General features: G+C 39.1%; 21 protein-coding genes. 10 read left to right on the top strand and 11 right to left on the bottom strand.

All coding sequences use genetic code 11. The annotated features are described in order from the left end of the window. Positions 1–180: 180 nt before the first annotated feature. Entirely contained in the window at positions 181–2,397 is a 2,217-nt protein-coding gene (locus GGQ60_RS03905) for a B12-binding domain-containing radical SAM protein (protein ID WP_183760076.1), read from the bottom strand. A 205-nt stretch (positions 2,398–2,602) separates the two neighbouring features. Here GGQ60_RS03905 and GGQ60_RS03900 point away from each other — a divergent pair, with 205 nt between their 5' ends. Beyond that, positions 2,603–3,319, top strand: coding sequence for a hypothetical protein (locus GGQ60_RS03900; RefSeq protein WP_183760074.1), 717 nt, complete (start codon positions 2,603–2,605; stop codon positions 3,317–3,319). Positions 3,320–3,363: 44 nt separating this feature from the next. Here the strand turns inward: GGQ60_RS03900 and GGQ60_RS03895 are convergent, their stop codons facing one another. Continuing rightward, on the bottom strand, positions 3,364–4,554 hold the full coding sequence (locus tag GGQ60_RS03895; protein ID WP_183760072.1) for a BaiN/RdsA family NAD(P)/FAD-dependent oxidoreductase: 1,191 nt from the start codon (positions 4,552–4,554) through the stop codon (positions 3,364–3,366). A gap of 53 nt (positions 4,555–4,607) precedes the next feature. On the opposite strand from GGQ60_RS03895, the gene GGQ60_RS03890 reads away from it, so the two are divergent. Then, the gene (locus GGQ60_RS03890) at positions 4,608–5,747 is read left to right on the top strand and encodes a 5-(carboxyamino)imidazole ribonucleotide synthase (RefSeq protein ID WP_183760070.1); all 1,140 of its coding nucleotides are present in this window, start codon (positions 4,608–4,610) and stop codon (positions 5,745–5,747) included. 68 nt (positions 5,748–5,815) lie between these two features. After that, positions 5,816–6,316, top strand: a complete 501-nt coding sequence (gene purE / locus GGQ60_RS03885; protein ID WP_183760068.1) for a 5-(carboxyamino)imidazole ribonucleotide mutase — start codon at positions 5,816–5,818, stop codon at positions 6,314–6,316. A gap of 144 nt (positions 6,317–6,460) precedes the next feature. On the opposite strand, the gene GGQ60_RS03880 is transcribed toward purE, so the two are convergent. The 3 genes from GGQ60_RS03880 to GGQ60_RS03870 form a co-directional block, all read right to left on the bottom strand. Next, a complete protein-coding gene (locus GGQ60_RS03880) occupies positions 6,461–6,661 on the bottom strand; it encodes a helix-turn-helix domain-containing protein (protein ID WP_183760066.1) in 201 nt (66 codons plus the stop codon). An 8-nt stretch (positions 6,662–6,669) separates the two neighbouring features. Beyond that, on the bottom strand, positions 6,670–7,380 hold the full coding sequence (locus GGQ60_RS03875) for a DUF2975 domain-containing protein (protein WP_183760064.1): 711 nt from the start codon (positions 7,378–7,380) through the stop codon (positions 6,670–6,672). 75 nt (positions 7,381–7,455) lie between these two features. Beyond that, on the bottom strand, positions 7,456–8,019 hold the full coding sequence (locus GGQ60_RS03870) for a YqgE/AlgH family protein (protein WP_183760062.1): 564 nt from the start codon (positions 8,017–8,019) through the stop codon (positions 7,456–7,458). Between the two features lie 46 nt (positions 8,020–8,065). On the opposite strand from GGQ60_RS03870, the gene pdxH reads away from it, so the two are divergent. The 3 genes from pdxH (at position 8,066) to ruvB (ending at position 10,757) form a co-directional block, all read left to right on the top strand. Next, positions 8,066–8,716: a pyridoxamine 5'-phosphate oxidase gene (pdxH, locus tag GGQ60_RS03865; protein ID WP_183760060.1), complete on the top strand. Its 651-nt coding sequence runs from the start codon at positions 8,066–8,068 to the stop codon at positions 8,714–8,716. Between the two features lie 93 nt (positions 8,717–8,809). After that, entirely contained in the window at positions 8,810–9,703 is an 894-nt protein-coding gene (locus GGQ60_RS03860) for a 3-hydroxyacyl-CoA dehydrogenase family protein (protein WP_183760058.1), read from the top strand. A gap of 31 nt (positions 9,704–9,734) precedes the next feature. Then, a complete protein-coding gene (ruvB, locus tag GGQ60_RS03855; protein WP_183760057.1) occupies positions 9,735–10,757 on the top strand; it encodes a Holliday junction branch migration DNA helicase RuvB in 1,023 nt (340 codons plus the stop codon). A 137-nt stretch (positions 10,758–10,894) separates the two neighbouring features. On the opposite strand, the gene GGQ60_RS23150 is transcribed toward ruvB, so the two are convergent. Next, a complete protein-coding gene (locus tag GGQ60_RS23150) occupies positions 10,895–11,122 on the bottom strand; it encodes a GxxExxY protein (RefSeq protein ID WP_260300578.1) in 228 nt (75 codons plus the stop codon). Positions 11,123–11,175: 53 nt separating this feature from the next. Next, positions 11,176–11,277: a GxxExxY protein gene (locus tag GGQ60_RS23145; RefSeq protein WP_260300577.1), complete on the bottom strand. Its 102-nt coding sequence runs from the start codon at positions 11,275–11,277 to the stop codon at positions 11,176–11,178. A 125-nt stretch (positions 11,278–11,402) separates the two neighbouring features. Here GGQ60_RS23145 and GGQ60_RS03845 point away from each other — a divergent pair, with 125 nt between their 5' ends. Further along, entirely contained in the window at positions 11,403–12,911 is a 1,509-nt protein-coding gene (locus GGQ60_RS03845; RefSeq protein WP_183760056.1) for a bifunctional GNAT family N-acetyltransferase/carbon-nitrogen hydrolase family protein, read from the top strand. A 61-nt stretch (positions 12,912–12,972) separates the two neighbouring features. Here the strand turns inward: GGQ60_RS03845 and GGQ60_RS03840 are convergent, their stop codons facing one another. Then, on the bottom strand, positions 12,973–13,179 hold the full coding sequence (locus GGQ60_RS03840; protein WP_183760055.1) for a hypothetical protein: 207 nt from the start codon (positions 13,177–13,179) through the stop codon (positions 12,973–12,975). 136 nt (positions 13,180–13,315) lie between these two features. Here GGQ60_RS03840 and queG point away from each other — a divergent pair, with 136 nt between their 5' ends. Then, on the top strand, positions 13,316–14,251 hold the full coding sequence (gene queG / locus GGQ60_RS03835) for a tRNA epoxyqueuosine(34) reductase QueG (protein ID WP_183760054.1): 936 nt from the start codon (positions 13,316–13,318) through the stop codon (positions 14,249–14,251). A gap of 216 nt (positions 14,252–14,467) precedes the next feature. Here queG and GGQ60_RS03830 read toward each other — a convergent pair whose 3' ends face one another. Together GGQ60_RS03830 and GGQ60_RS03825 are read right to left on the bottom strand one after the other, a co-directional pair. Next, a complete protein-coding gene (locus GGQ60_RS03830; protein ID WP_183760053.1) occupies positions 14,468–16,327 on the bottom strand; it encodes a M1 family metallopeptidase in 1,860 nt (619 codons plus the stop codon). 84 nt (positions 16,328–16,411) lie between these two features. Continuing rightward, positions 16,412–17,365 (bottom strand): exonuclease domain-containing protein, encoded by a 954-nt coding sequence (locus tag GGQ60_RS03825; protein WP_183760052.1) that lies wholly within the window; start codon positions 17,363–17,365, stop codon positions 16,412–16,414. A gap of 184 nt (positions 17,366–17,549) precedes the next feature. Here GGQ60_RS03825 and GGQ60_RS03820 point away from each other — a divergent pair, with 184 nt between their 5' ends. Continuing rightward, positions 17,550–19,523 carry a transglutaminase family protein gene (locus GGQ60_RS03820; RefSeq protein WP_183760051.1) on the top strand — a complete coding sequence of 658 codons (1,974 nt, stop codon included), beginning with the start codon at positions 17,550–17,552 and terminating at the stop codon, positions 19,521–19,523. After that, a complete protein-coding gene (locus GGQ60_RS03815; protein ID WP_183760050.1) occupies positions 19,524–21,431 on the top strand; it encodes a DUF3857 domain-containing transglutaminase family protein in 1,908 nt (635 codons plus the stop codon). A 147-nt stretch (positions 21,432–21,578) separates the two neighbouring features. On the opposite strand, the gene GGQ60_RS03810 is transcribed toward GGQ60_RS03815, so the two are convergent. After that, positions 21,579–23,024 carry an SDR family oxidoreductase gene (locus tag GGQ60_RS03810; RefSeq protein WP_183760049.1) on the bottom strand — a complete coding sequence of 482 codons (1,446 nt, stop codon included), beginning with the start codon at positions 23,022–23,024 and terminating at the stop codon, positions 21,579–21,581. Positions 23,025–23,200: the final 176 nt, after the last annotated feature.

Genomic DNA, 23,200 nt, shown 5'->3' with positions numbered 1-23,200 from the left:
AGAAGGCTATTTCATTAGATATTTTTAGATGAAAAAAAGCATTATAAATTTTAACTGGAAATAGTTAGCCCGAATAAAGCTCCCATTCTTGTCATTCTGAACGCAGTGAAGAATCTTTAATACGAAAAGGGCGTCATTAAAAATAAAGGACGACAGTCAACCTGATTTTTTGAGAAGTACTCACAAAACCAACAAGCCATATGCTCTTAACGTATTGATGGGTTTAGAATACCAAAAAAGTTCAAAGTTTTCCAATGTTGTTTCAAAATCGGCCTTAATCTCCTGAAAAGTATATACTTTTTCATTCGATACCGAAATTTTATCTAAAAGGGTGATTAACCATTCGCCTTCTTTTTTATTCGTTTGAATCGTAAAAGTTTCCTTTTTATCGTGAAATGTAAGTGAAACCATTTCCCAGGTATTTCCTTTTTTAGATTTCGTAAAATAATCAGATACAGGCTTTCCTCCTATCCACACTACTTTTGCTGTGGGTTTGATATTAAAATGATCCCCTTCATCTAATGCGCTTTCGATAAAATCGGCAGGGATTTTCGTCCTGGGAATCTTAAAATCAAACCAATCTTGCAGTTCATAATCAAAACAGATACCGTGCATAAAATTGAAAAGTGATTTTTTCAGTCCATAGCTGAATTTATTGTGGTCGATTCCGGTTTTATCAATATAGTTAATATCGTTGTTGGCAAAAGTGCCAATGGCTTCGGTTTCTTTAACTACGCCAAATTTTTCTGGGTACATCCCAACCGGGCTATGCGCGGTCATGGCAAACTGGTGCCAAAAGCCAGATTGCAGTATGCCTAATTCAAATAATTGACGAACCATTTCCAAACTATCGACTGTTTCCTGTACCGTTTGAGTAGGATAACCATACATTAAATAAGCATGTACCATAATCCCGGCTTCGGTGAAATTACGGGTTACCCGAGCTACCTGTTCTACTGTTACCCCTTTATCGATCAGTTTTAACAAACGATCGGATGCTACTTCCAACCCGCCAGAAACAGCAATACAACCTGAAGCCTTGAGCAACAAGCATAAATCACGGCTAAAGCTTTTCTCAAACCGGATATTTGTCCACCAGGTAACCGCCAATTTCCTTCTGATAATCTCTAATGCCACTTCACGCATGAGTGCTGGCGGAGCTGCTTCATCCACAAAATGGAATCCATTTTGCCCGGTTTTAGCACATAAAACCTCCATGCGGTCAACAATTAATTTGGCAGCAACAGGTTCGTAAACTTTGATGTAATCCAATGAAATATCGCAAAAGGTACACTTGCCCCAATAGCAGCCATGTGCCATCGTAAGTTTGTTCCACCTCCCATCGCTCCACATGCGGTGCATGGGGTTAACAATTTCAATTACTGAAATGTACTTATCTAAAAACAGCCCTGTATAATCGGGAGTGCCTACATCGGCCTGTTTGTAGTCGTTTCTGAAAGCATCGTTGCGATAAACCACTTTACCTTTTTCAAGCAGAAAAGTTCGCTTATAAAAATGGGCTTCTTCAGGGATGGGATGTGTAATATTATGGTACAGCAATTCGATCGGCAGCTCCCCGTCGTCGAGGGTGATGTAATCAAAAAATTCGAAAACCCTTACATCCGACAAGGATCTTAATTCGGTGTTTGGAAAACCACCCCCCATAGAAATTTTGATCTCAGGATGATTGGCTTTTACCCATTGTGCACAACGGAAAGCACTGTACAAATTGCCCGGAAAAGGCACGGAAATCAAAAATAATTTGGGTTGTACCGTTTCAATTTTCCTTTTTAAAATCGAAATCAGGATATGATCAATATAAGTGGGTTCTTTTGATAAGGCATTATATAACTCATCAAAAGAGTTCGCACTCCTGCCTAAACGTTCGGCATAGCGGCTAAAACCAAAATTTTCGTCGATGCACTCTACGATATAATCGGATATATCCTCAAGATAAAGTGTGGCCAGATGTTTTGCTTTATCCTGTGTACCCATAGCCCCAAAGGCCCAGTCGAGCTCTTCTAACTGCGAAAAGCGGGAAGCCTGAGGCAAAAAATCATCACTACAGATTTGTAAGGCCAGTGTTGGGTTTTTCCCTTGAAGGAAGCCGATTACAGCATCAATGGTTTTTAAATACTCATCCTGTAAAGCAAAAATACGCCTGGCATTATCGCTTTTTGGTTTTGGACCGTCTTCACTTCGACTCCGCTCCGTGTGACAGAATAGATCCTCTAATCCTTTTTTAGAAAACAGCTCTAAAATAACCTCAATTCCCAAATCAGCCTGTGATGAGCTGATATTTTTGGTGTTCAGAAAACCTTTTATATACGCCGTTGCTGGATATGGGGTATTCAGCTGGGTAAATGGCGGTGTAATGGCAAAAATTTCGGTTTTCAAAAGGAATTGTTTTTCTGCAAAAGTACAGGATTTTTATAAGTTTTAGCGGTGTAATTTTAACACTATAGCACTAACTCAATATGAACTGCGATTAAGTTTCCACGTTTTCTGTGATTCAGTGACCGTTGATTGCCTTTCCGCTCAACAACAAACTAAAAGCCCACTTAACACGTTTTATCCTTACATCAACACCTTTTTGGCCTGCATGAAAGTTTTTTATTTGTACATTCTGATGCTTTGGACGCAAATCAGCTTTGCGCAGAAAACATTTATATTCCCTAAAATTAAAACACAAGGTACTGCTGTGGAGCAGCTTACACCGGCCAGCTGGAAAGTGATCGATCAGGTTAACGGCGACCTGAACAATGATGATTCAGCAGATTTAGCTGTGGTTTTTGAATACAGTAAAGCGGTTGATGAAACCCGTGCGTATGGCGACAATAGCAATGCCTTCATAAAAGAAACACAAAAACCGAGAATTTTAGCCATATTTTTCAGGGATAAATCGACAGGTATTTTAAGTTTATCTACGCAGAATAACGATTTTATCTTACGCTCAGAAGAAGGTGGTAAACTGGGTGACCCACTGCAGCAGATGGCGATTAAAGACCAACAGCTTTATCTACGTTTTCAGGGAGGTTCTGAATGGCGCTGGGAATTAGGCTATACTTTTAAATTCGAAAATAAAGATTGGTTTTTAACCAGTGCGATTAACCTTTATTACAACCAAAATAACGGCGACATGACCGAAAGGGTTTATGATTTTAAAACGCGTGAATTATTTACCACCGTTGGTAATCTGCACAGAAGGGATATCGGCAACAAGAAAACCAGTGAAGTTTTATATTTTTCGCAACTGAGAACTTTTAAAACATTTAAAAAACCCTGGGCATGGGAAATTATGCCGGATGTTTATTTGTAAAGGAACAATCTTCAAACCTATCAGGTTTTGAAACCTGATAGGTTTTATAAATTCTGCGCTATCACAAAACCACTTGCCCAGGCCCATTGAAAGTTATAGCCCCCCAGCCAACCGGTAACATCCAAACATTCGCCGCCAAAAAACAGGTTGGGGATTTTTTTACATTCCAGCGTTTTAGAAGAAATTTCGTTGGTATCAATTCCGCCACGCATTACTTCCGCCTTATCGTAACCTTTATCGCCTGCAGGTTTAACCTTAAAATGGTGGATCGTTTGTTCAATTAAATCAATTTCTCCTTTTGTTAATGCAGCAACGGGTTTATTTAAAGGCAAAAACTTGTCTAAAGCATCAGTGAACTTCCTGGTATAAATCCGGTTCAGCATGGTCGACAATAATGTTTTGCCGTTTGTTTTCCTTTCCTCATCCAGTAATGCGACTATATTCTGTTGAGGCAACAGGTTCAGGTTGATGGTTTCGCCCCTTCTCCAGAATGAAGAAATCTGCAAAATAGCCGGACCGCTTAATCCCCAATGGGTAAAAAGAATGTTTTCTTCGAAAGCTATCTCATTATTACTTGCTTCACAAAAAACAGAATTACCCGAAAGCCGTGCAAACCACTCTTCATCTTTTCCAGTAATGGTTAAGGGAACCAACGCCGGAGCGGTTTCGATTATTTTCAGCCCCTGTTTTCTGGCAAAACGCAAGGCAAAATCGGTAGCACCCATTTTTGGAATAGGGAGACCACCCGTAGCAATAACGAGCTTTTCGGAAGCTAAAACAACTGTTTTTCCATTTTTCTCATAAGTTACTTTAAAGCCAGCAGGTAGTATTTCAATATCCTTTACATCAGCACTGCACCTAATTTCCTGACCAAAATCTTCACAAACTGAAGTAAAAACCTGCACTACGTCTTTGGCATTTTTATCATCAGGGAACAATTGCCCCAGGGTTTTTTCTTTGCCCTGAATGCCATAGGTTTCAAAAAAGCTGATGGTATCGTCAACCGTCCACTGGGTAAAGGCCGATTTTACAAAATGCGGGTTGGCAGATATAAACTGCTCAGCTGATGTAAATTGGTTTGTAAAGTTGCAGCGACCGCCTCCAGAAATTAAAATTTTAGCACCGGGTTTTTCGTTTTTCTCGAGTACAATTACCTTCTTTCCCAGATATCCTGCCTGTACCGCACACATCAATCCGCAAGCACCAGCCCCAATAATTATTGCATCAGCATTCATCAATAAATTTATTATGGTTACTTTTGCACAAAAGTAGCATTATTTTCAAGCGCATGGCAAAACAGATTAGCGAATTAAAATTAGGTATTTTAGGTGGCGGGCAATTGGGCAGGATGCTCATTCAACAGGCAATCAATTACAATGTAACCACATTAGTTTTAGACCCGGATCCTGATGCTCCCTGTAAACATATTTCAAATTATTTCGAAAATGGTTCCATTACTGATTTTGATACCGTTTATAACTTTGGAAAAAAAGCTGATATCATCACCATTGAAATTGAAAAGGTAAATATCGATGCGCTGGAACAGCTCGAAAAAGAAGGTAAAAAAGTTTTTCCTCAATCGAGGGTGATCCGTTTAATTCAGGATAAAGGTGTACAGAAGCAGTTTTTTAAAGAAAATGATATTCCTACCTCTCCTTTCCAGATTGTAAATACCAGGGAAGATATGGAGAACAGTCCTTTCCATTTTCCATACATTCTGAAATTAAGAAAAGATGGTTACGATGGTAAAGGTGTAATGAAAATCAATAGTGCAAAAGACCTTGATAATGCCTTTGATGCCCCATGTATTATTGAAAAATTAGTCGATTTTGATAAAGAAGTTGCCGTAATTGTGGCGCGCAATGCCAATGGCGATATGAAAACCTTCCCTATGGTGGAGATGGAATTTAATCCGGAAGCCAACCTGGTCGAATTTTTGATTTCTCCTTCAACTTTTGCGGAAAGTTTACAGCAAAGGGCAGAAAATATTGCCAAAAACATTGCTTCAGCCATGAACATCACCGGAATCTTAGCCGTTGAGATGTTTGTTTGCAAAGATGGAGAATTATTGGTTAATGAAGTTGCTCCCCGCCCGCACAATAGCGGTCACCAAACCATTGAAGGCAATTATGTTTCTCAATTTGAGCAACATTTACGCTCCATCTATAATTTACCATTGGGCGATACCAGCAGCATTACCAATGCCATCATGATTAATCTGCTAGGTGAAAAAGGCCATGAAGGTGTAGCCAGATACGAAAATTTAGAGAAAATTCTGGCTGTTGATGGTGTTTATGTTCACTTGTACGGTAAAAAGTATACCAAACCCTTCCGCAAAATGGGCCATGTAACCATTGTAGATATCGACAGGGAAAAAGCGATCGAAAAAGCACGGTTTGTACAAAAAACATTAAAAGTAATCGCATAAGTTCTGGAATGAAAGCTAAAACCAGGATGGCACAGATCAAAGGAAATTAAAAAAGAAATCAAATAAATATGAGTCAAGAAAATTCAAATTCGGCATTGGTTGGAATTATAATGGGCAGTAAATCAGATCTGCCTGTAATGCAGGATGCTGCTGATGTATTAAAAGAATTTGGAATAAACTACGAAATTACGGTTGTTTCTGCTCACAGAACACCAGAACGCATGTTTAATTATGCTAAAGATGCACAAGGCCGTGGTTTGAAGGTAATTATTGCCGGTGCCGGCGGTGCTGCTCATTTGCCAGGTATGGTAGCTTCCATCACTACCTTACCCGTAATCGGCGTTCCCGTTAAATCATCAAACTCAATAGATGGCTGGGACAGCATTTTATCGATTTTACAGATGCCCAATGGCATTCCGGTAGCTACAGTGGCCTTAAATGCTGCTAAAAATGCAGGTTTACTGGCTACGCAAATCCTGGCCACAGCTGATGACACTTTAACAGTTAAAATGCAGGCTTATAAAGATGATTTGAGAAAAAAGGTTGAGGAAAGTGCTGATAGTCTTTAGTTTTAAATGTAAATCATAAACTTAAAGAGTCGTCATTTCGAGCGGAGTTGCAACGCAGCCGAGAAATCTATTTAGATAGATCTCTCCATTCCGCTGCGCTTCAGTCGAGATGACGACAACTTTATATAATATATCACCAATATATTATTCGATATCTATAATATCGCCGGGTTTGCAATCTAAAACCTTACAGATCGCTTCTAAAGTATCGAACCTTACTCCTTTTGCCTTTCCGGTTTTTAATATCGATAGATTTACAATCGTTAAGCCAACCTTTTCTGAGAGCTCGGTTAACGACATCTTTCGTTTGGCTAACATGATATCTAAATTAATAACGATAGGCATGATCAGCTTTATACAAATGATTCATTTTCTTGTTTGATATCAACGCCAACTTTAAAAGCAAAACCAAATGCCATTAAAACTAAGCCGATAATTGTTTCCGTATCCAATAATCCTACACCATTGCTCAGATAATAACCCGAATCGTTCAGGTTTAAATTGAGGATACAATTAATAAATAATTCTTGAGTAAGCCACCTTATAATAGGCAAACAGATTAATATTACACTGCACCACATAATAATTGATGTGTTTTTCCTGGTAAATACCTCATTTACAGTAAGGGATTTAAAAAACCGTTTCACAGAAAGAATTATAAAACCTATACTGAGAAAATAAATTAAATAAACCAATTGAAAACCGATCGCAGGCAAAGAAAATAACTCGGTATAAGTTTTAAACCTTAATTGCACCATCGCCCTCTTGGTTTCACTTACTAAAACCTTATTATTAAACCATTTGGCTAATCCTTCATTTTTAGATACAACCTTATTTTTTATTGATGGCTCTGCTTTTACATTGTATACCCCATACCATTTGATGCCTTGAGTAGCACTTGGTACACCTGAGCTAAATAACTTAATCAACAGGATTATAACGTATAAAACCAATGCCACAGTTGCCAATCCATTTAAGGCTTTAATTACTTTGCTTTCTGAGAGTTTCATCATCAATTCATTTGAGTATGAAACAAACATAAAACAATATTTAAAATAAAACAATAAAAATTTATCGTTTTATTTTAAAAACATAATTCGATTGTATCTGCCAACTATTAATTGCCGACTGAAAACGGATCAGTTCAAACTTGGATCTGCCGGAAAATTACTGATGTGTGCGTATTTCGGGCCTAAGTTTACAATCACGTCTCTCCATAACTTTTCGTCGTCGTTACTGAAAATAAGGTCAGGGTTAAATTTATCGCTCACCATCCAGGCATTTTGCTCTATTTCGCGGTCTAACTGGCCCTTATCCCATCCCGAATAACCCATAAAAAATTTAATTTCATCAGCATTAATTGCATTGGTATTAATGAGGATTTTAAGCGTTTCAAAGTTCCCACCCCAGTACAAACCATTTCCGATATCTTCGCCGCTTTGAAGTTTATCGTAACTTCTATGGATAAAATGCAGGGTATCAGCTGCAACAGGTCCGCCGAAATAGATATAATTTTGCGCGCTCCACAAATCCTGGATCACATCATTTAAAACCAGGTTTCCTACCTGGTTAAGGATATAACCCACCGTACCATCTTCACCATGTTCGGTCAGGAGCACAACAGATCTCTTAAAATTGGGATCGGCCATAAAGGGTTCTGAGATAAGCAAGCGGCCGGTTTTTGGTTTTATATTGTTCAGCATGATGATAATCATTTGTTACACCGTAAAAGATGCCTATTTTTGTTAAATGCAAGTTACAAATGAATTTCTACAAAACCTGCGCCAAGATTACAAAAGCGCTTCACTGGACGAATCTGATGTTGACCAGGATCCGGTTGTCCAGTTTCAGAAATGGTTTCAGGATGCAGTTGACGCCCAGATCTACGAGCCCAATGTAATGACTTTGGCTACGGCAGATAAAGCCGGCCGGCCAGATGCCCGTATCGTGTTACTTAAAGGCGTTGATACAGATGGATTCAGGTTCTTTACGAATTACCTGAGTGCAAAAGGAAAAGAACTGAAGCGGAACCCTTTTGCAGCATTGGTATTTTTCTGGCCCGAACTGGAAAGACAGGTAAGAATTGAAGGAACGGTAGAAAAACTGGATAAAGAAACTTCCGAAGAATATTTCAATACCAGACCTGTTGATAGTCAGATCGGAGCGGTAGCCTCTCCACAGAGTCAGGTTATTCCAAACAGGGTATTTCTGGAGGAAAAATTTGAAGCTTTAAAAACTGAAAGTGCTGGTAAAGGTATAGCCAAACCTGCACATTGGGGCGGTTATATCGTTAAACCTACCCGGATAGAATTTTGGCAAGGCAGAAGCAGCCGGCTGCACGACCGGATAAATTTCGAAAAGGTTAAAGGAACCTGGACCAAAACCAGGTTGGCACCATAAGGTTGTTATAAAATTAAAAGAGATCACCTACAGCGCAAGATCTTTATTCAATTAATTGTTTACCATTAAATTCTCTTTTTTAATCGCCTAAAGATGAAACAAATCGCAGTTATAGGATCGGGTACCATGGGAAATGGCATCGCCCATACTTTTGCACAGTTCAATTATAAAGTAAACCTGGTTGATATCAACCAGCCTGCATTGGATAAGGCAATACAAACCATTACCAAAAATTTAGACAGGCAGGTTGCCAAAGGAACCTTAACGGAGGATCAGAAAGCGGCCACTCTTAATCACATCACCACCTATACCTCAATAAAAGATGGCGTTCAAAGTGCCGATTTGATTGTAGAAGCCGCTACCGAGAATATAGACTTAAAACTAAATATTTTTAAGGATTTGGATGCGTATGCACCTGCACATGCTATCCTGGCTTCCAATACCTCCTCCATTTCCATTACGCAGATTGCTTCCGTAACCGGTAGAGGTGATAAGGTAATCGGCATGCACTTTATGAACCCGGTTCCGGTGATGAAATTGGTTGAGGTAATAAGGGGTTATGCCACGAGTGATGAAACAACCGGTACAATTATGTCGCTTTCGCAAAGTTTAGAAAAAGTACCGGTAGAAGTAAATGATTACCCTGGCTTTGTAGCCAACCGCATTTTAATGCCAATGATTAATGAAGCCATATATACTTTATATGAAGGCGTTGCAGGTGTTCATGAAATCGATACGGTAATGAAACTGGGAATGGCCCATCCTATGGGTCCGCTGCAATTAGCCGATTTTATAGGCCTCGATGTTTGTTTAGCAATTTTAAAGGTGCTGCATGATGGTTTTGGAAATCCTAAATATGCGCCTTGTCCTTTATTGGTAAATATGGTTACTGCAGGCAAAAAGGGTGCCAAAAGTGGCGAAGGTTTTTATAAATATACTCCGGGATCAAAAGAACTTGTGGTTTCTGATAAATTTAAAAATTCCTAATTTTTTTAGCATTTAATTTTATATTTGCTGTATGAATGAGCATCTGGACCCTGAAGCAAGCAACCTAACCCCTACCGATCGTGATATCGAACGGGTTTTAAGGCCGCAGGCTTTTGAAGACTTTACAGGGCAGGAAAAAGTGATGGAAAACCTGAAGATTTTTGTTCAGGCCGCAAAACTCCGTGGAGAAGCCTTAGACCACGTGCTTTTGCATGGTCCTCCGGGATTGGGCAAAACTACCCTCTCACATATCATCGCTAATGAAATGGCCACCGGTATAAAGGTAACTTCAGGCCCTGTTTTGGATAAACCTGGCGATTTAGCCGGCTTGTTAACCGGACTGGACGAAGGCGATATTCTTTTTATTGATGAAATTCACCGTTTATCGCCTTTGGTAGAAGAATACCTCTATTCGGCCATGGAGGATTTTAAGATCGATATCATGTTAGAAACCGGCCCTAATGCCCGTTCTGTGCAGATATCGCTTAATCCTTTTACGCTGGTTGGCGCTACCACCCGTTCTGGCTTGCTAACCGCTCCTTTAAGGGCGCGTTTTGGGATTAATGCGCGCTTAGCTTATTACGACGCTAAATTATTAACAACGATTGTTTTAAGGTCGTCCGAAATATTAAAAACTCCAATAAGCGATGAGGGTGCTTACGAAATAGCACGCCGCAGCCGCGGTACACCCCGTATTGCCAATGCACTTTTGCGGAGAACAAGGGATTTCGCACAAATTAAGGGAAATGGAAGTATTGATACCGAAATTGCCCGTTATGCATTGGATGCATTGAATGTAGATGAGCATGGCTTGGATGAAATGGATAACAGAATTTTGCTTACTATCATCGACAAGTTTAAGGGCGGTCCGGTTGGTTTAAAAACCATTGCAACTGCCGTTGGAGAAGATGAAGGTACTATAGAAGAGGTTTATGAACCATTTTTAATCCAGGAAGGTTATATTATGCGCACTTCACGTGGACGCGAAGTTACCGAAGCGGCTTATAAACACTTAAAGAAAAATTATCCGGGACAAGCAGGAAAACTGTTTTAATTAAATATTATCCCACAGATTAACTCAGATAAAAAACACAGATCATCACAGATTTGATATGTTGGCTACAGATCCAAAAAATCTTTTTAATCTGCGCGCCTGATCTGCTACATCTGTGGGAAAAAATGAAAAGGTATTTAAAGATCTAACCGATAAGCTTTCCTGAAAATATTATCTGCAATATTATCGGTATTAAAATTGACTAATAACCCCAATTTATACCCTGACAACTTCAAATAGGTAAGTAATTGTTTATGATGGACGTTCGTAACAAATTCAACTGATTTTAATTCAATGACAACCTTTTTTTCTACTAAAAGATCCAATCTATATCCTACATCAACAGTGATTTCTTCGTACTGCATTGGTAAAGAAACCTGTCTTTCTATAAACAAACCTGCTTTTTCTATTTCATATTTTAAGGAGCTTCATAAGCAGATTCAAGCAATCCTGGGCCAAGTGTATTATATACATTAAAAATACTTCCTCTAATAATATAAGATACTTCGTTTTCTGTCATTGCTTAAATCTAAATAATTTATTCCAGAAACATATATATCGAGCTCTATCTGGAAAAACTTGTTTAACAGATTTAAGGAAAACATTAAGGTAACTTCTGTGTTCATTAAATACAAATCAAACCGTATGAATATTGAATTACGTAAACTAACGCTCGAAGATTATGCTGATCTTAAAGAATCAATGTTACAGGCCTACGATAGCATGGGCGGTTCCATCTGGCCAAAATCAAGTATTGCAAAACTTTTAAATATTTTCCCGGAAGGACAACTTTGCATTGCCGTTGATGATAAAGTTGTGGCCTGCTCGCTTGCCATTATTGTAAACTATGATGAGTACGGAGACCGGCACACCTATAAATTAATTACTGGCGACTACTCTTTTACCACACACGATCCAAATGGCGATACGCTTTATGGCATAGAAATTTTCGTGCATCCTGATTTCCGTGGCCTGCGTTTAGGCAGAAGATTGTATGAAGCGCGCAAAGAACTTTGCGAAAGCTTAAACTTAAAAAGCATCATAGCCGGTGGCCGAATTCCGGGATACCATCAATATGCAGAGCAGCTTAGCCCGAGACAGTACATTGATAAAGTAAAAGCTAAAGAAATTTACGATCCTACCCTCACTTTCCAGATCTCTAATGATTTTCACGTCAGGAAAGTATTAAAAAATTATTTACCTGGGGATAAAGAATCGAAAGAATATGCCACCCTCATTGAGTGGAATAATATTTATTACCAGGGCATTGATGCCTCAGCGCGATCGGCAATGACCATCCGTTTAGGCTTGGTGCAATGGGAAATGAGGTTATTCCCAAATATGGAGGCCTTTTACGAACAGGTAGAATTTTTTGTAGATGCTTTGAGTGGTTACAAATCAGATTTCGTCATGTTCCCGGAGCTGTTTAATACGCCCCTGCTGCAGCCATATAACCATTTACCGGAAATTGAGGCTATGCGCAAGCTCGCTGAAAAAACAGAAGAGATCGTACAGAAAATGCACGAATATTCATTAAGCTACAATACCAACATCATTACCGGCAGCATGCCGCTTATTGAGGATGGTAAACTATACAATGCCACTTACCTGTGTCACCGCACCGGGAAAATAGATGAATATAGGAAAATTCACATTACGCCCAACGAGCAAAAATATTACGGTATGATTGGTGGAGATAAAGTACAGGTTTTCGATACCGATTGTGGTAAAGTAGGTATTTTGATTTGCTATGATGTAGAATTCCCTGAATTGAGCCGTATTTATGCCGAGCAGGGTATGCAAATTTTATTTGTACCCTTTTTAACCGATACCCAGAACGGTTATACGCGCGTTCGCCATTGTGCACAGGCAAGGGCCATAGAGAACGAATGTTACGTGGCCATTGCAGGCTGTGTGGGCAATTTGCCGAAGGTCAATAACATGGATATCCAGTTTGCGCAATCTGCAGTTTTTACCCCATCCGACTTTGCTTTTCCAACCAATGCGATCAAAGCCGAGGCAACGCCGAATACCGAAATGGTACTGGTAGTAGACGTTGATCTGCATTTATTGGAAGAACTGCATCATTATGGAACAGTAAAAGTGATGAAAGACAGGCGGAGAGATCTTTACCAGGTTAAACTTTTAAAATAAGTACCATAAAGAAATGCCGGTCAAATTAATGTACCGGCATTTCATTTTTATCTAAAGCTAATTATTTTCTCATCAAAAACCATATCACCAGGCCAATAATTACCGCTAGGGGCAATACCCATTTCAAGGCCTGTCCGGCGCCGTTCTCATCTTTTTCGGTAACTGCCGGTTTGGCTGGTCCCGGATCTTCTTTATGACTTTCGTAATCTTTTTCAATCGGTTTAGGAGCTCCTCCTGATTCCGTATGTTGTGGATCGGTATTTTCCATATCTTATCTTTAATAAGTCCCTCCTTTTCGGTAAATCCTGGTGGGGAAGAACGATAATCAATTAATTTAGTTTTCATATTCAGAACAAGCGATTAATAAAAATGTTTTAAATCATAAGCCTTATCTTTGCATTTCGGTGTATAACAATTCTGCAAAATATAGCCAGTTGATTAAAGATGAAGCCCTCCGTTTGGGTTTTATGGCCTGTGGCATTTCAAAGGCCGAGTTTCTTGAAGAAGAAGCGCCAAGGCTGGAAAAATGGTTGATGCAAAATCACCATGGCGAAATGAAATACATGGAAAATTATTTTGATAAACGACTCGATCCCAGGCTGCTGGTTGATGGGGCTAAATCAGTAATTTCCTTGTCGCTAAACTATTACACCGAAGAAAAACAGTCAGACCCCAATGCGCCGAAGATTTCAAAGTATGCCTATGGACAGGACTACCATACCGTAATCAAGGAAAAATTAAAGGAACTCACTCATTTTATAGAAGAAAATATCGGAGAGGTTTCCGGAAGGGCATTTGTAGATTCAGCTCCGGTTTTAGACCGTGCCTGGGCGAAAAAATCGGGTATCGGCTGGATAGGCAAAAATTCTAACCTGATCAGTAAAACCGCTGGTTCTTTTTTCTTCCTGGCTGAGTTAATTGTTGATTTGGAACTGGAATACGATCATCCATACCATGCCGATTACTGCGGAACCTGCACCCGCTGTTTAGATGCATGCCCTACCGATGCGATTATCGCACCGCAGGTTGTAGATGGAACAAAATGTATCTCCTACCTCACTATTGAGCTCAAAAATGAAATTCCCGCAGAATTTAGAAATAAAATGAGCAACTGGATGTTCGGTTGCGATATCTGCCAGGATGTTTGCCCGTGGAACCGTTTCTCTAAAGCACACGATGAGGAAGCCTTTAAGCCCGTAAATGGATTGCTGGACTTGAATGCAAAAGACCTGACCGAAATTACGGATGATGTTTTTAAAAAGGTTTTTAAGGGCTCAGCAGTGAAGCGCACCAAATTTGCCGGTTTGAAAAGAAATATCGATTTTTTGAAACCTGAATAATATTTTCGTCATTTCGGGCGAACTGCAACTGGTCCAGAAATCCATATCAATATGTCAGTCTGAGCGGAGTCGAAGACCCGGGACAATATTATATTTAAAGATCTCTCCCCTCGCTTTGCTACAGTCGGGATGACGAAGCATAACAAAACTATCAGTATTAAGCAAGTCAGGCCGAACTAAGCAAATTATAGCGCAACCTGGCTTGCTTAGGCGAACCTATTTTACCGAAAAACTATTATCGCTTTTCACCTTATCGGGTGTATGCGGATCTCCCATCACCACCTTTGATAATTTTTTGCTCGTTTTTACATTTATTTTAACCTGTTTATCTCCTTTTTCCCAAATGCCGATCGTACTGTGGCGCTTTTCAACAGAACCATCTTCATAAGTCAGGGTTAAATCGATAGGTAAAGGCTTAATGCTCTTATTTTCTACAGTAACCGTATAACCGCCTGAAGTTTGATCAACAGCTTTTATGGCCATATCGGTTACGCCATCTTCAAAAAACCAGGCTTTCCAAAACCAGTTCAAATCTTTACCACTACCTGCATTTATGCTATTAAAGAAATCATAGGGCATGGGGTGTTTACCATTCCAGTTTTGAATATAGGTGTGCAAAGCTTTGGTAAACAATTCATCCCCCAGGTAATCTTTAACATATAAATAAGCTAAACCAGGTTTAGGGTAAGAGTTGGTAAAAGAGCCTGATCCTTTTAAATCTGGCGTTAAGGTCATAATCGGCGTATCATCTTTGCCTCCTGAAGATGATGCAGTAGGCTGAACACCATACTCGTCTACGATGGTAGAATCGATCATTGGTGAGATAAGCCACTCGCCAATAGTTGCCCAGCCCTCATCCATCCAGCCATATTTGGTTTCGTTTATGCCCATGTAAAACGGAAACATGGTGTGGAAAATTTCATGATCGGTTAAGGTAATGGCATCAGTACGGTTATCAACAGGGTTGTCGTTCACCATCATAGGGTATTCCATCTGGTCTAAACCATCAAATATTGTTTCGTGGTTATACGGAAAAGGCCATTTCGGGAAAGTATAACTCATGGCTTCTACCGTTTTACTGGCAAAATCGATTACCTCGTAATAATCTTTATGTTTTGAATTAAAAACCGCATCCACGCGGGTTCTTCTTTTCGTTTTGGGATCAACAACCAAACTGCTCGATTTCCACAGGTAATGATCGCTCAAGGCAAATACAAAATCGGTAACATTTTTGGCTTCAAACTTAAAAGTATTGAAAGCATTGGGTTGTGTTACTTTTTTATCAGCCAGATCTTTATCCGTAATCACATCAACAACATTATTGTTTTTTTCAGCAGCCAGCATTCTCGACACCACATCTTTTTGAAAAACCTCGGAGGGATTTTTCAAATCGCCGGTTGCCCAAACGCCATAATCGCCCGGTACGGTAATGGCCGCATTAAACTGATCGAAATCGTTATAAAACTCCTCGGCACCGGTGTAAGGATATTTATTCCAGCCATCAATATCATCATAAACTGCAATACGCGGAAAGAAGTAAGCCACAAAATGAGAACCCTCATCTACCTGACCAGTACGCATATGCGACCCTTTATTTAAAGTATAACTGTAATTAATAGAAAAACTGATTGTTTTTCCGGGTAAAACAGCCGGAACATTAACGGTCATATTGGTACCGTCAATCTTAAAGTCAGTTACTGCCTTTCCGTTGGCTATCAATTTTTCAATTGCCACACCATCGCCCAGGTCTAACTCTGCAAACTTTGCTTTCCTTGGTGTCCCTTTTTTGTAAAGATTAGGATAAAGCTTAAACCAGATTTCTTTCAAAGTATCCGGACTGTTGTTGCTATAAGTAACCTGTACTTTTCCTTTCAGCAGCCTGCTTACAGGATTAAAATCTACATTTAAATCGTACTTTGAACTATTCTGCCAGTAATTCTTACCAGGCTTACCATTTGTGTTCCTGGTTTCTTTCTGGTAGGCTTTCTGAAATTCGGGAGCTACCGGTAAAATTGTTTGTGCATCCGCATAAAATGCTCCACACAATAAAAGACCAAATATTTTTATAGATTTCATTTTTTGAGCTTAGGGCTTAGCGCAATGCGCATAGCGTTTAACATCAGTTAACCAGTTTAAACAATTAACCGCCTAACAAGTTATTTACTTACCAAACTTCATTTTCAATTGTTCCAACATATCTGAATTGATCGGCTTTGCTGGTTCCTCCTGCTTCGGCTGGGGTTTCCGTTGATATTGAGGTTTGTTTGCCGGCGCATTGGGTTGAGGTTTTGCCACCTTGCTCTCATTTTTCTTCGCATTGAACTTCGCCCACTCTTCATCTAACTTCTTTTTCGTGTACAATGGAAAATCGCCATTCTTCATCCATGCATAATAACTAGGCTCTACCGAAAATACCTGAGCGGTGGTTTTACCTTTGTGCTTACCAAAGTTAAAGCACACCTCATCATGATCATTGTATACCAGGCGGCCGGCAAAATCTACGGGTTTGTTGATATTGGTAAATACATGTAAGGCATCTACATCATTTACAACCGGAATACTTTTTACGCCCTGTTTGTTTTCGAACTCCGTTTCCTTGTACATTTCCAGTTGCCCGAGTAAAACCTTATAGGTTGCAATTACATCTGCCTCTGCATTATGTGCGTTAACCAGGTCTTCCTGGCAATAGAATTTATATGCCGCTTTTAAGGTACGCTGTTCCATTTGGTGGAAAATATTCTGTACATCAACAAACTTGCGATTGTTCATATCAAAATCCACTTCTGCCCTTAAAAATTCTTCCAGGAGCATTGGAATATCAAATTTATTTGAATTGTATCCGGCCAGGTCACTTTCTCCAATAAAAGCGGCAATTTCTGCTGCCAGGGCTTTAAAAGTAGGCTCATTGGCAACATCTTCATCGTAAATACCGTGTATTAGCGAAGTTTGTAACGGAATAGGCATTTCAGGATTTATGCGCCAGGTTTTAACAAGCTCAGAACCATCTGGCATGGCTTTTAAAATCGCTATTTCAACGATCCTGTCGGCTCCAACATTAATTCCGGTAGCTTCTAAATCAAAAAATGCTAAAGGGCGTTTTAAATTTAATTTCATTTCTTATTATGTGAGATTGGCGACATTTAGATCTGAATCGGAATGTCGGATTCTTTTTTTCAAAAGTGCTAAAAAGGTTTCATTAGTTCTGTAAAACCGCTTTATTAATTTATAATTTTAATTCAAAAATTATTTTAGAATACAGGTTTCTAAGACTAAATTGCGGCAATTTATATACGCTCAAATGAATAAGGCATTATCCATAATATTCTTCCTGTTTTTATCACTAAACCTTTACGCTCAAGATTTTACCTTTGGATCGATCACCCACGACGATTATGAATTCGACAGAAAAAAATTAGACAGTACTGCCAATGCTATTGTTTTAAAAGAATTTGGTACGGCATCGATCCAGCGAGACGATAATACCGGCAGCTTAGAACTGATTTTTGAATACCATGTAAAAATTAAAATCTACAATAAAGATGGCTTTAAGGAAGCCAATATCATTATTCCTACCTATAAAGACGAATCCCGCGAAGAAACGATCAGCGATTTAAAAGCATCTACTTTTAATTATGTTGATAATAATTTTATAGAAACAGTGATGGACAAAAAGGCTGTTTTTACCGAAAACCGGTCGAAATATACCCGGCTCACCAAATTTACGCTTCCAAACCTTAGCGAAGGGTCGGTAATAGAATACAGCTATAGGTTAAAATCTCCCAATTTATTTAATTTCAAAACATGGGAATTTCAAAGCAATATTCCTAAAGTGATCAGTGAATACCTGGTTTACATTCCGGGCATTTACAATTACAATGTTTCGTTGCGCGGATTTCAAAAACTGACCGATCAAAAAGTAGAGTTGAGCAAAGAATGTTTAAGGCTTTCGGGGATAGCTATCGATTGCTCAAAAATCAACTATATGATGAAAAATATCCCGGCATTTATTGAGGAAGATAACATGACTGCTCCCAGTAACTTCAAATCGGCTATTTATTTTGAGCTTTCGGATGTCCAGAATTTAAATGGCAGCAAAACGTATTATACCAAAACTTGGAAGGATATTGATTACGAACTGTCATCTTACAAGACACTGGGCGACCAGATGAAAAGGAAAGATGTTTTTAAAGACCTCATTCCAACAATCACCAAGGGAAGTTCAACAGATTTAGACAAAGCAAAATCCATTTATAACTACATCAAGAAACAGATCAAATGGAATAATTATTACGGAAAATACTCAGAAGATAACATTAAAAAGGCACTCGAGAACAGATCAGGCAATGTGGCAGATATTAACCTGAGCTTAATTGCAGCACTTTCTGCAGCTGGTTTGGATGCTGAAGCCGTTATACTTTCTACCCGCGATAATGGAACCGTAAACAAACTTTATCCGGTAATGAGTGATTTTAATTACCTCATTGCCAAGGTAAATATTGCCGATAAAAGTTATTTATTGGATGCAACAGAACCACTGTTGCCCTTCGGCTTGCTACCCCTGCGTTGTATTAACGATCAGGGAAGGGTAATTAATTTAAAAAAACCATCTTACTGGATCGATTTAAAGGCAAGTCAGAAAACAAGCAGCAGTTATATCCTGACCGGAAAAATGACAACCGACGGAAAAATTATCGGCACATTAACTACCCATACCATGGGTTACGCAGCCTACAGCAAACGTAAAGAGATTCTCAGGTACAATTCTCCTGATGAGTATGTAGAAAAACTGGATGAGCGCTTAACCAGAATTAAGATACTGAACCATCAGATTTCGAACCTGGATAGTGTAGAAAATTCTTTAACAGAAAAATATGACGTGGAGTTTAGCATAAACGATGGTACCAATAAAGATCAGTTTTATTTTAGCCCGTTTTTTATCAACACGATTTCCAAAAACCCGTTTAATTTAAACGTCCGTACCTACCCTGTTGATCTGGGTGCAGCATCTGAGGAGCGAATTGTGATCAATGTAATTTTGCCCGAAAAATACCAATTGCTGGAAAAACCTAAAGATCTTGCTATTGCTTTACCCAACGCCGGTGGAAAATATCTGTTGCAAACCGGCATGGATGAAAATACCATTTCAATGAATCAGGTTTTACAGTTTAATAATGCTATTTATCAACCGGAAGAATATCCTTACCTAAAAGAATTCTATAGCAAGATTATACAAAACCAAAAAACAGAACTTTTACTAAAAAAGGCAAATTAAATGAGATTCTTATTCACAGTGTTTTCTTTGCTTTTGGTTTCTGCTATCAGTTTGGCACAAGACAATTATGATGTCGATTTAATTCCATCCGGCCTCCGTAACAGGGCCAATGCCTGTATCAGAAATGAAGAAACAACGATTGATATGCGATCGTACGATAATGTAATCCTCAATGTTAAAAAGGCGATTACGGTATTTAACCAAAACGGAGAGGACGAAGCCCGTTTGGTAATCTACTATGATAAAACCGTTTCCATTAAAGGCATAAAAGGAGAAGTTTACAACAGTGTAGGTAAACTCACCAATAAATTCTCGCAAAATGATTTTTCCGACATGAGTGCCGCCGATGGGTTTTCACTTTTTGTTGATAGCCGTGTAAAACACTATCTGCCATCGGTAAACCAATATCCCTACACGGTGGTTTACAATTATGAAATTAGAAATAAGCAAAACCTCATTATACCCGATTGGAGCCCCAAACCGGCAGCCGATGTTTCAGTAGAGAAAAGTACTTATACCTTTATTTGCAAACCGACAGACCAGGTAAGAATAAAAACCCAAAATTATAGCGAGGCGCCTGAAATATTTACGGATGACAAGCAGAAAAAAACAACCTGGAAAGTAAACAATATCCAGGCCGTTAGAACTGAACCTTATAGTCCGGCACATGAAACTTATGCTACCCATATCCAAATTACGCCGCAAGAGTTTTATTATTACAACCATAAAGGGAGTTATAGCAACTGGAAAGAATTGGGTAAATGGATATATGACGATTTGTTGTCAGCCCGCAAAACCTTACCTCCTGCCACTGTAGAAATGGTCAAAAACCTGGTAAAAAACGAAAAAACAGAGAAAGACAAAGCGCGTAAAATTTATCAGTATTTACAGGACAAAACAAGGTATGTTAGTGTACAAATTGGTATTGGTGGTTTTCAGCCCATTGCAGCCAGCGAAGTAGACCGGCTGGGTTATGGCGATTGTAAAGCTTTGGTAAATTATATGCAGAGCCTGCTTGGTGCAGCAGATATAGAGGCGTATTACTGTGTGGTATCTGCAGGTTCGGAAAAGAAAAGCATAGATCCAACATACGCCAGTATGGCGCAGGGCAATCATGTTATCCTTTGCATGCCACTAAAGGGCGATACCACCTGGTTAGAATGCACCAGCCAAAAGATTCCGTTTGGTTTTTTAAGCGATTTTACCGACGATAGGCTGGTACTGGCCTGTACAGCTGACGGAGGAAAACTACTGCATACTCCCAAGCTTACAACTGCTGAAAATTTACAGGTACGTAAGGCCGATTTAACCCTTCATTTAGACGGGAGCGTCTCTGGAAAAATGAATACCGTTTATGCTGGTTCACAGTATGAAAATCAGGAATCGCTGATTGGTAAATCAACAACCGAGCAGCATCAGTTATTAAAGAAAGCATATAACATTGATAACATCGATTTCGGAACAGTATCTTTAGCACAGAAAAAAGATCTATCCCCTACATTAACGGAAGATATCGTCGTCAATATCCGTAATTATGCGCCAGTTAACGGAAATAAGATGTTTTTACAGCTTAATGCGTTTAACATAAAACGATCAATCCCTGAAATAAGAAACAGGAATCTTCCCGTTTACATTAACCGGGGTTATACTGATGAAGATACCATCGTTTACATGCTGCCTGATAATGTAGATACGGCCTTAATTATGGAACAGGATAAAAAATTTAAAAGTGATTTTGGGCAGTATGTTTGTAAAACATCTTTGGAAGGCAAAAAACTAACGTATTATAGAAAGTTAGTTTTAAATGACGGAACGTTTCCTGCTGAAAAATATGCCGACTTTTCTAAATTTATTAACGACATCAATGAGGCTGATTATTTAAAACTTGCCCTCAGCTTAAAAAAATAATTCCGAGGCCAATACCGATAATCATGATCAGGTACATTAAAATCTCGGTTGATGCAAATCGCTTGTACTTGGTCCAGAAAGAGTAATCATTTTCCTCGTTGGGCATTTATCTACTTTTTTGCTGCAAAAATAGCAAAATAGATTTAATTATTTGGGTTTATAGGTGGTAATCTCTTTAGCCATACCTTTAAAAAGGACAATATGAAAAGGCCACATGGCATACCAATATATCCTGCCCCATAAACCCTTCGGCCTGAATGTGGCAATCTGAGACAGAAAGGCTTTTCCTCGAAATTCGATTAATTTAAGTTCCAGCCAGGCCTCTCCAGGTACTTTCATTTCTGCATAAAGCAGCAGCCTTTTCGCTTTTTTATCGGCCAGCAAGACCCGCCAAAAGTCCAGCACATCACCTGCCTGCAGATCAGTGTTGCTGGTTCTACCCCTTCGCGTTCCTACCCCACCAAACATTTTGTCTAAAAACCCACGCAAATGCCAAAGCCAATCCATAAAATACCAGCCCCTATTGCCCCCAATGCTCCAAATATTATCAAATACTTCTTCCGCTTTGCGTTCAAAAGGCATTTTAACTTTATACTCCAGGGTTCCGTTTTGCGGAACCTTAATCTGGTCCATAAAATTCGAATGGAGATAACCACGGTTCAAAGCATCTTTCCAGCTCGAAACAATAGAATTCTGATCAATTTTTTCAAAAGCCAGGTGCAGGCATTCTGCATAGCTTAAACAATTACGGGGAACTACTTCCTGTATGCGGTTATCTTTACATATCACTTCGTTTTTCATGCTATCTACCAAACTTCTGGCAAGCGAATATGGTACAGCTGTAATCATGTTTAGCCATAAAGAAGATAACCTTGGTGTTAATACGGGTACGGTGACGATCCATCTTTTCAATCCCCGCTCTTTGGCATACCCCAAAAGCATTTCACGATAAGTTAAAATATCAGGTCCACCGATATCAAAAGTTTGATTATAAGCTTTATCATTGTGCAGCACACCGATGAGATAAGCCAAAACATCGCGTATACCAATTGGCTGACAGCGTGTTTCTACCCATTTGGGCGTAATCATAAAAGGTATTTTCTCAGTTAAATCGCGTATAATCTCAAATGAGGCGCTCCCTGAACCAATAATAATGGCCGCCCGCAAAATGGTGCAGGCTTTTCCTGATAATTTAAGCTCTTCTTCAACGGCTAACCTTGATCCTAAATGCCTCGATAAATGTTCATCGTTTGCTATGCCCGTTAAATAAATAAGCTGTTTGCAATTTGTTTTTTTAATGACTTCTGAAAAATTTTCAGAAGAAGTTTTTTCCATATCTGAAAATCCGGTTTGGCTGGATGACATGGAATGTACGAGGTAATAAGCGGCATCTATATCTTCGGGAATTTCAGTTAAGCTTTCGGCTTTAAGCAAATCGCCGGTAATTATCTTTACCTGATCACTTAATTCAGATTCGGAAATGAACCTCCGCTTATCCCTGACCATACAAATAACTTCATGTTTTTCTTCCAGTAGAAGTGGAATTAATCGGGTACCGATATAGCCATTTGCACCTGTTAATAAAACTTTCATAGGTTGGAATTTAAATGATAACACTAAATAAAAGACTTTGTTAGCTCAATTCTCTGAATAATCACAAATTCACATTCTTAACAGCTCTATAACTGGCATTTAGGTCATGAGCATGTAAAACAAGTCCCATTTTCGGGATTTCGAAATAAACATAGGCAACATCTGGGCTAAACAAC

Origin of the sequence: Pedobacter zeae (genome assembly GCF_014196715.1) — a bacterium.
Lineage (GTDB): Bacteria > Bacteroidota > Bacteroidia > Sphingobacteriales > Sphingobacteriaceae > Pedobacter > Pedobacter zeae.
Note: the sequence above shows the minus strand (reverse complement) of the source record. Positions and strands in the feature narration are given on the sequence as shown.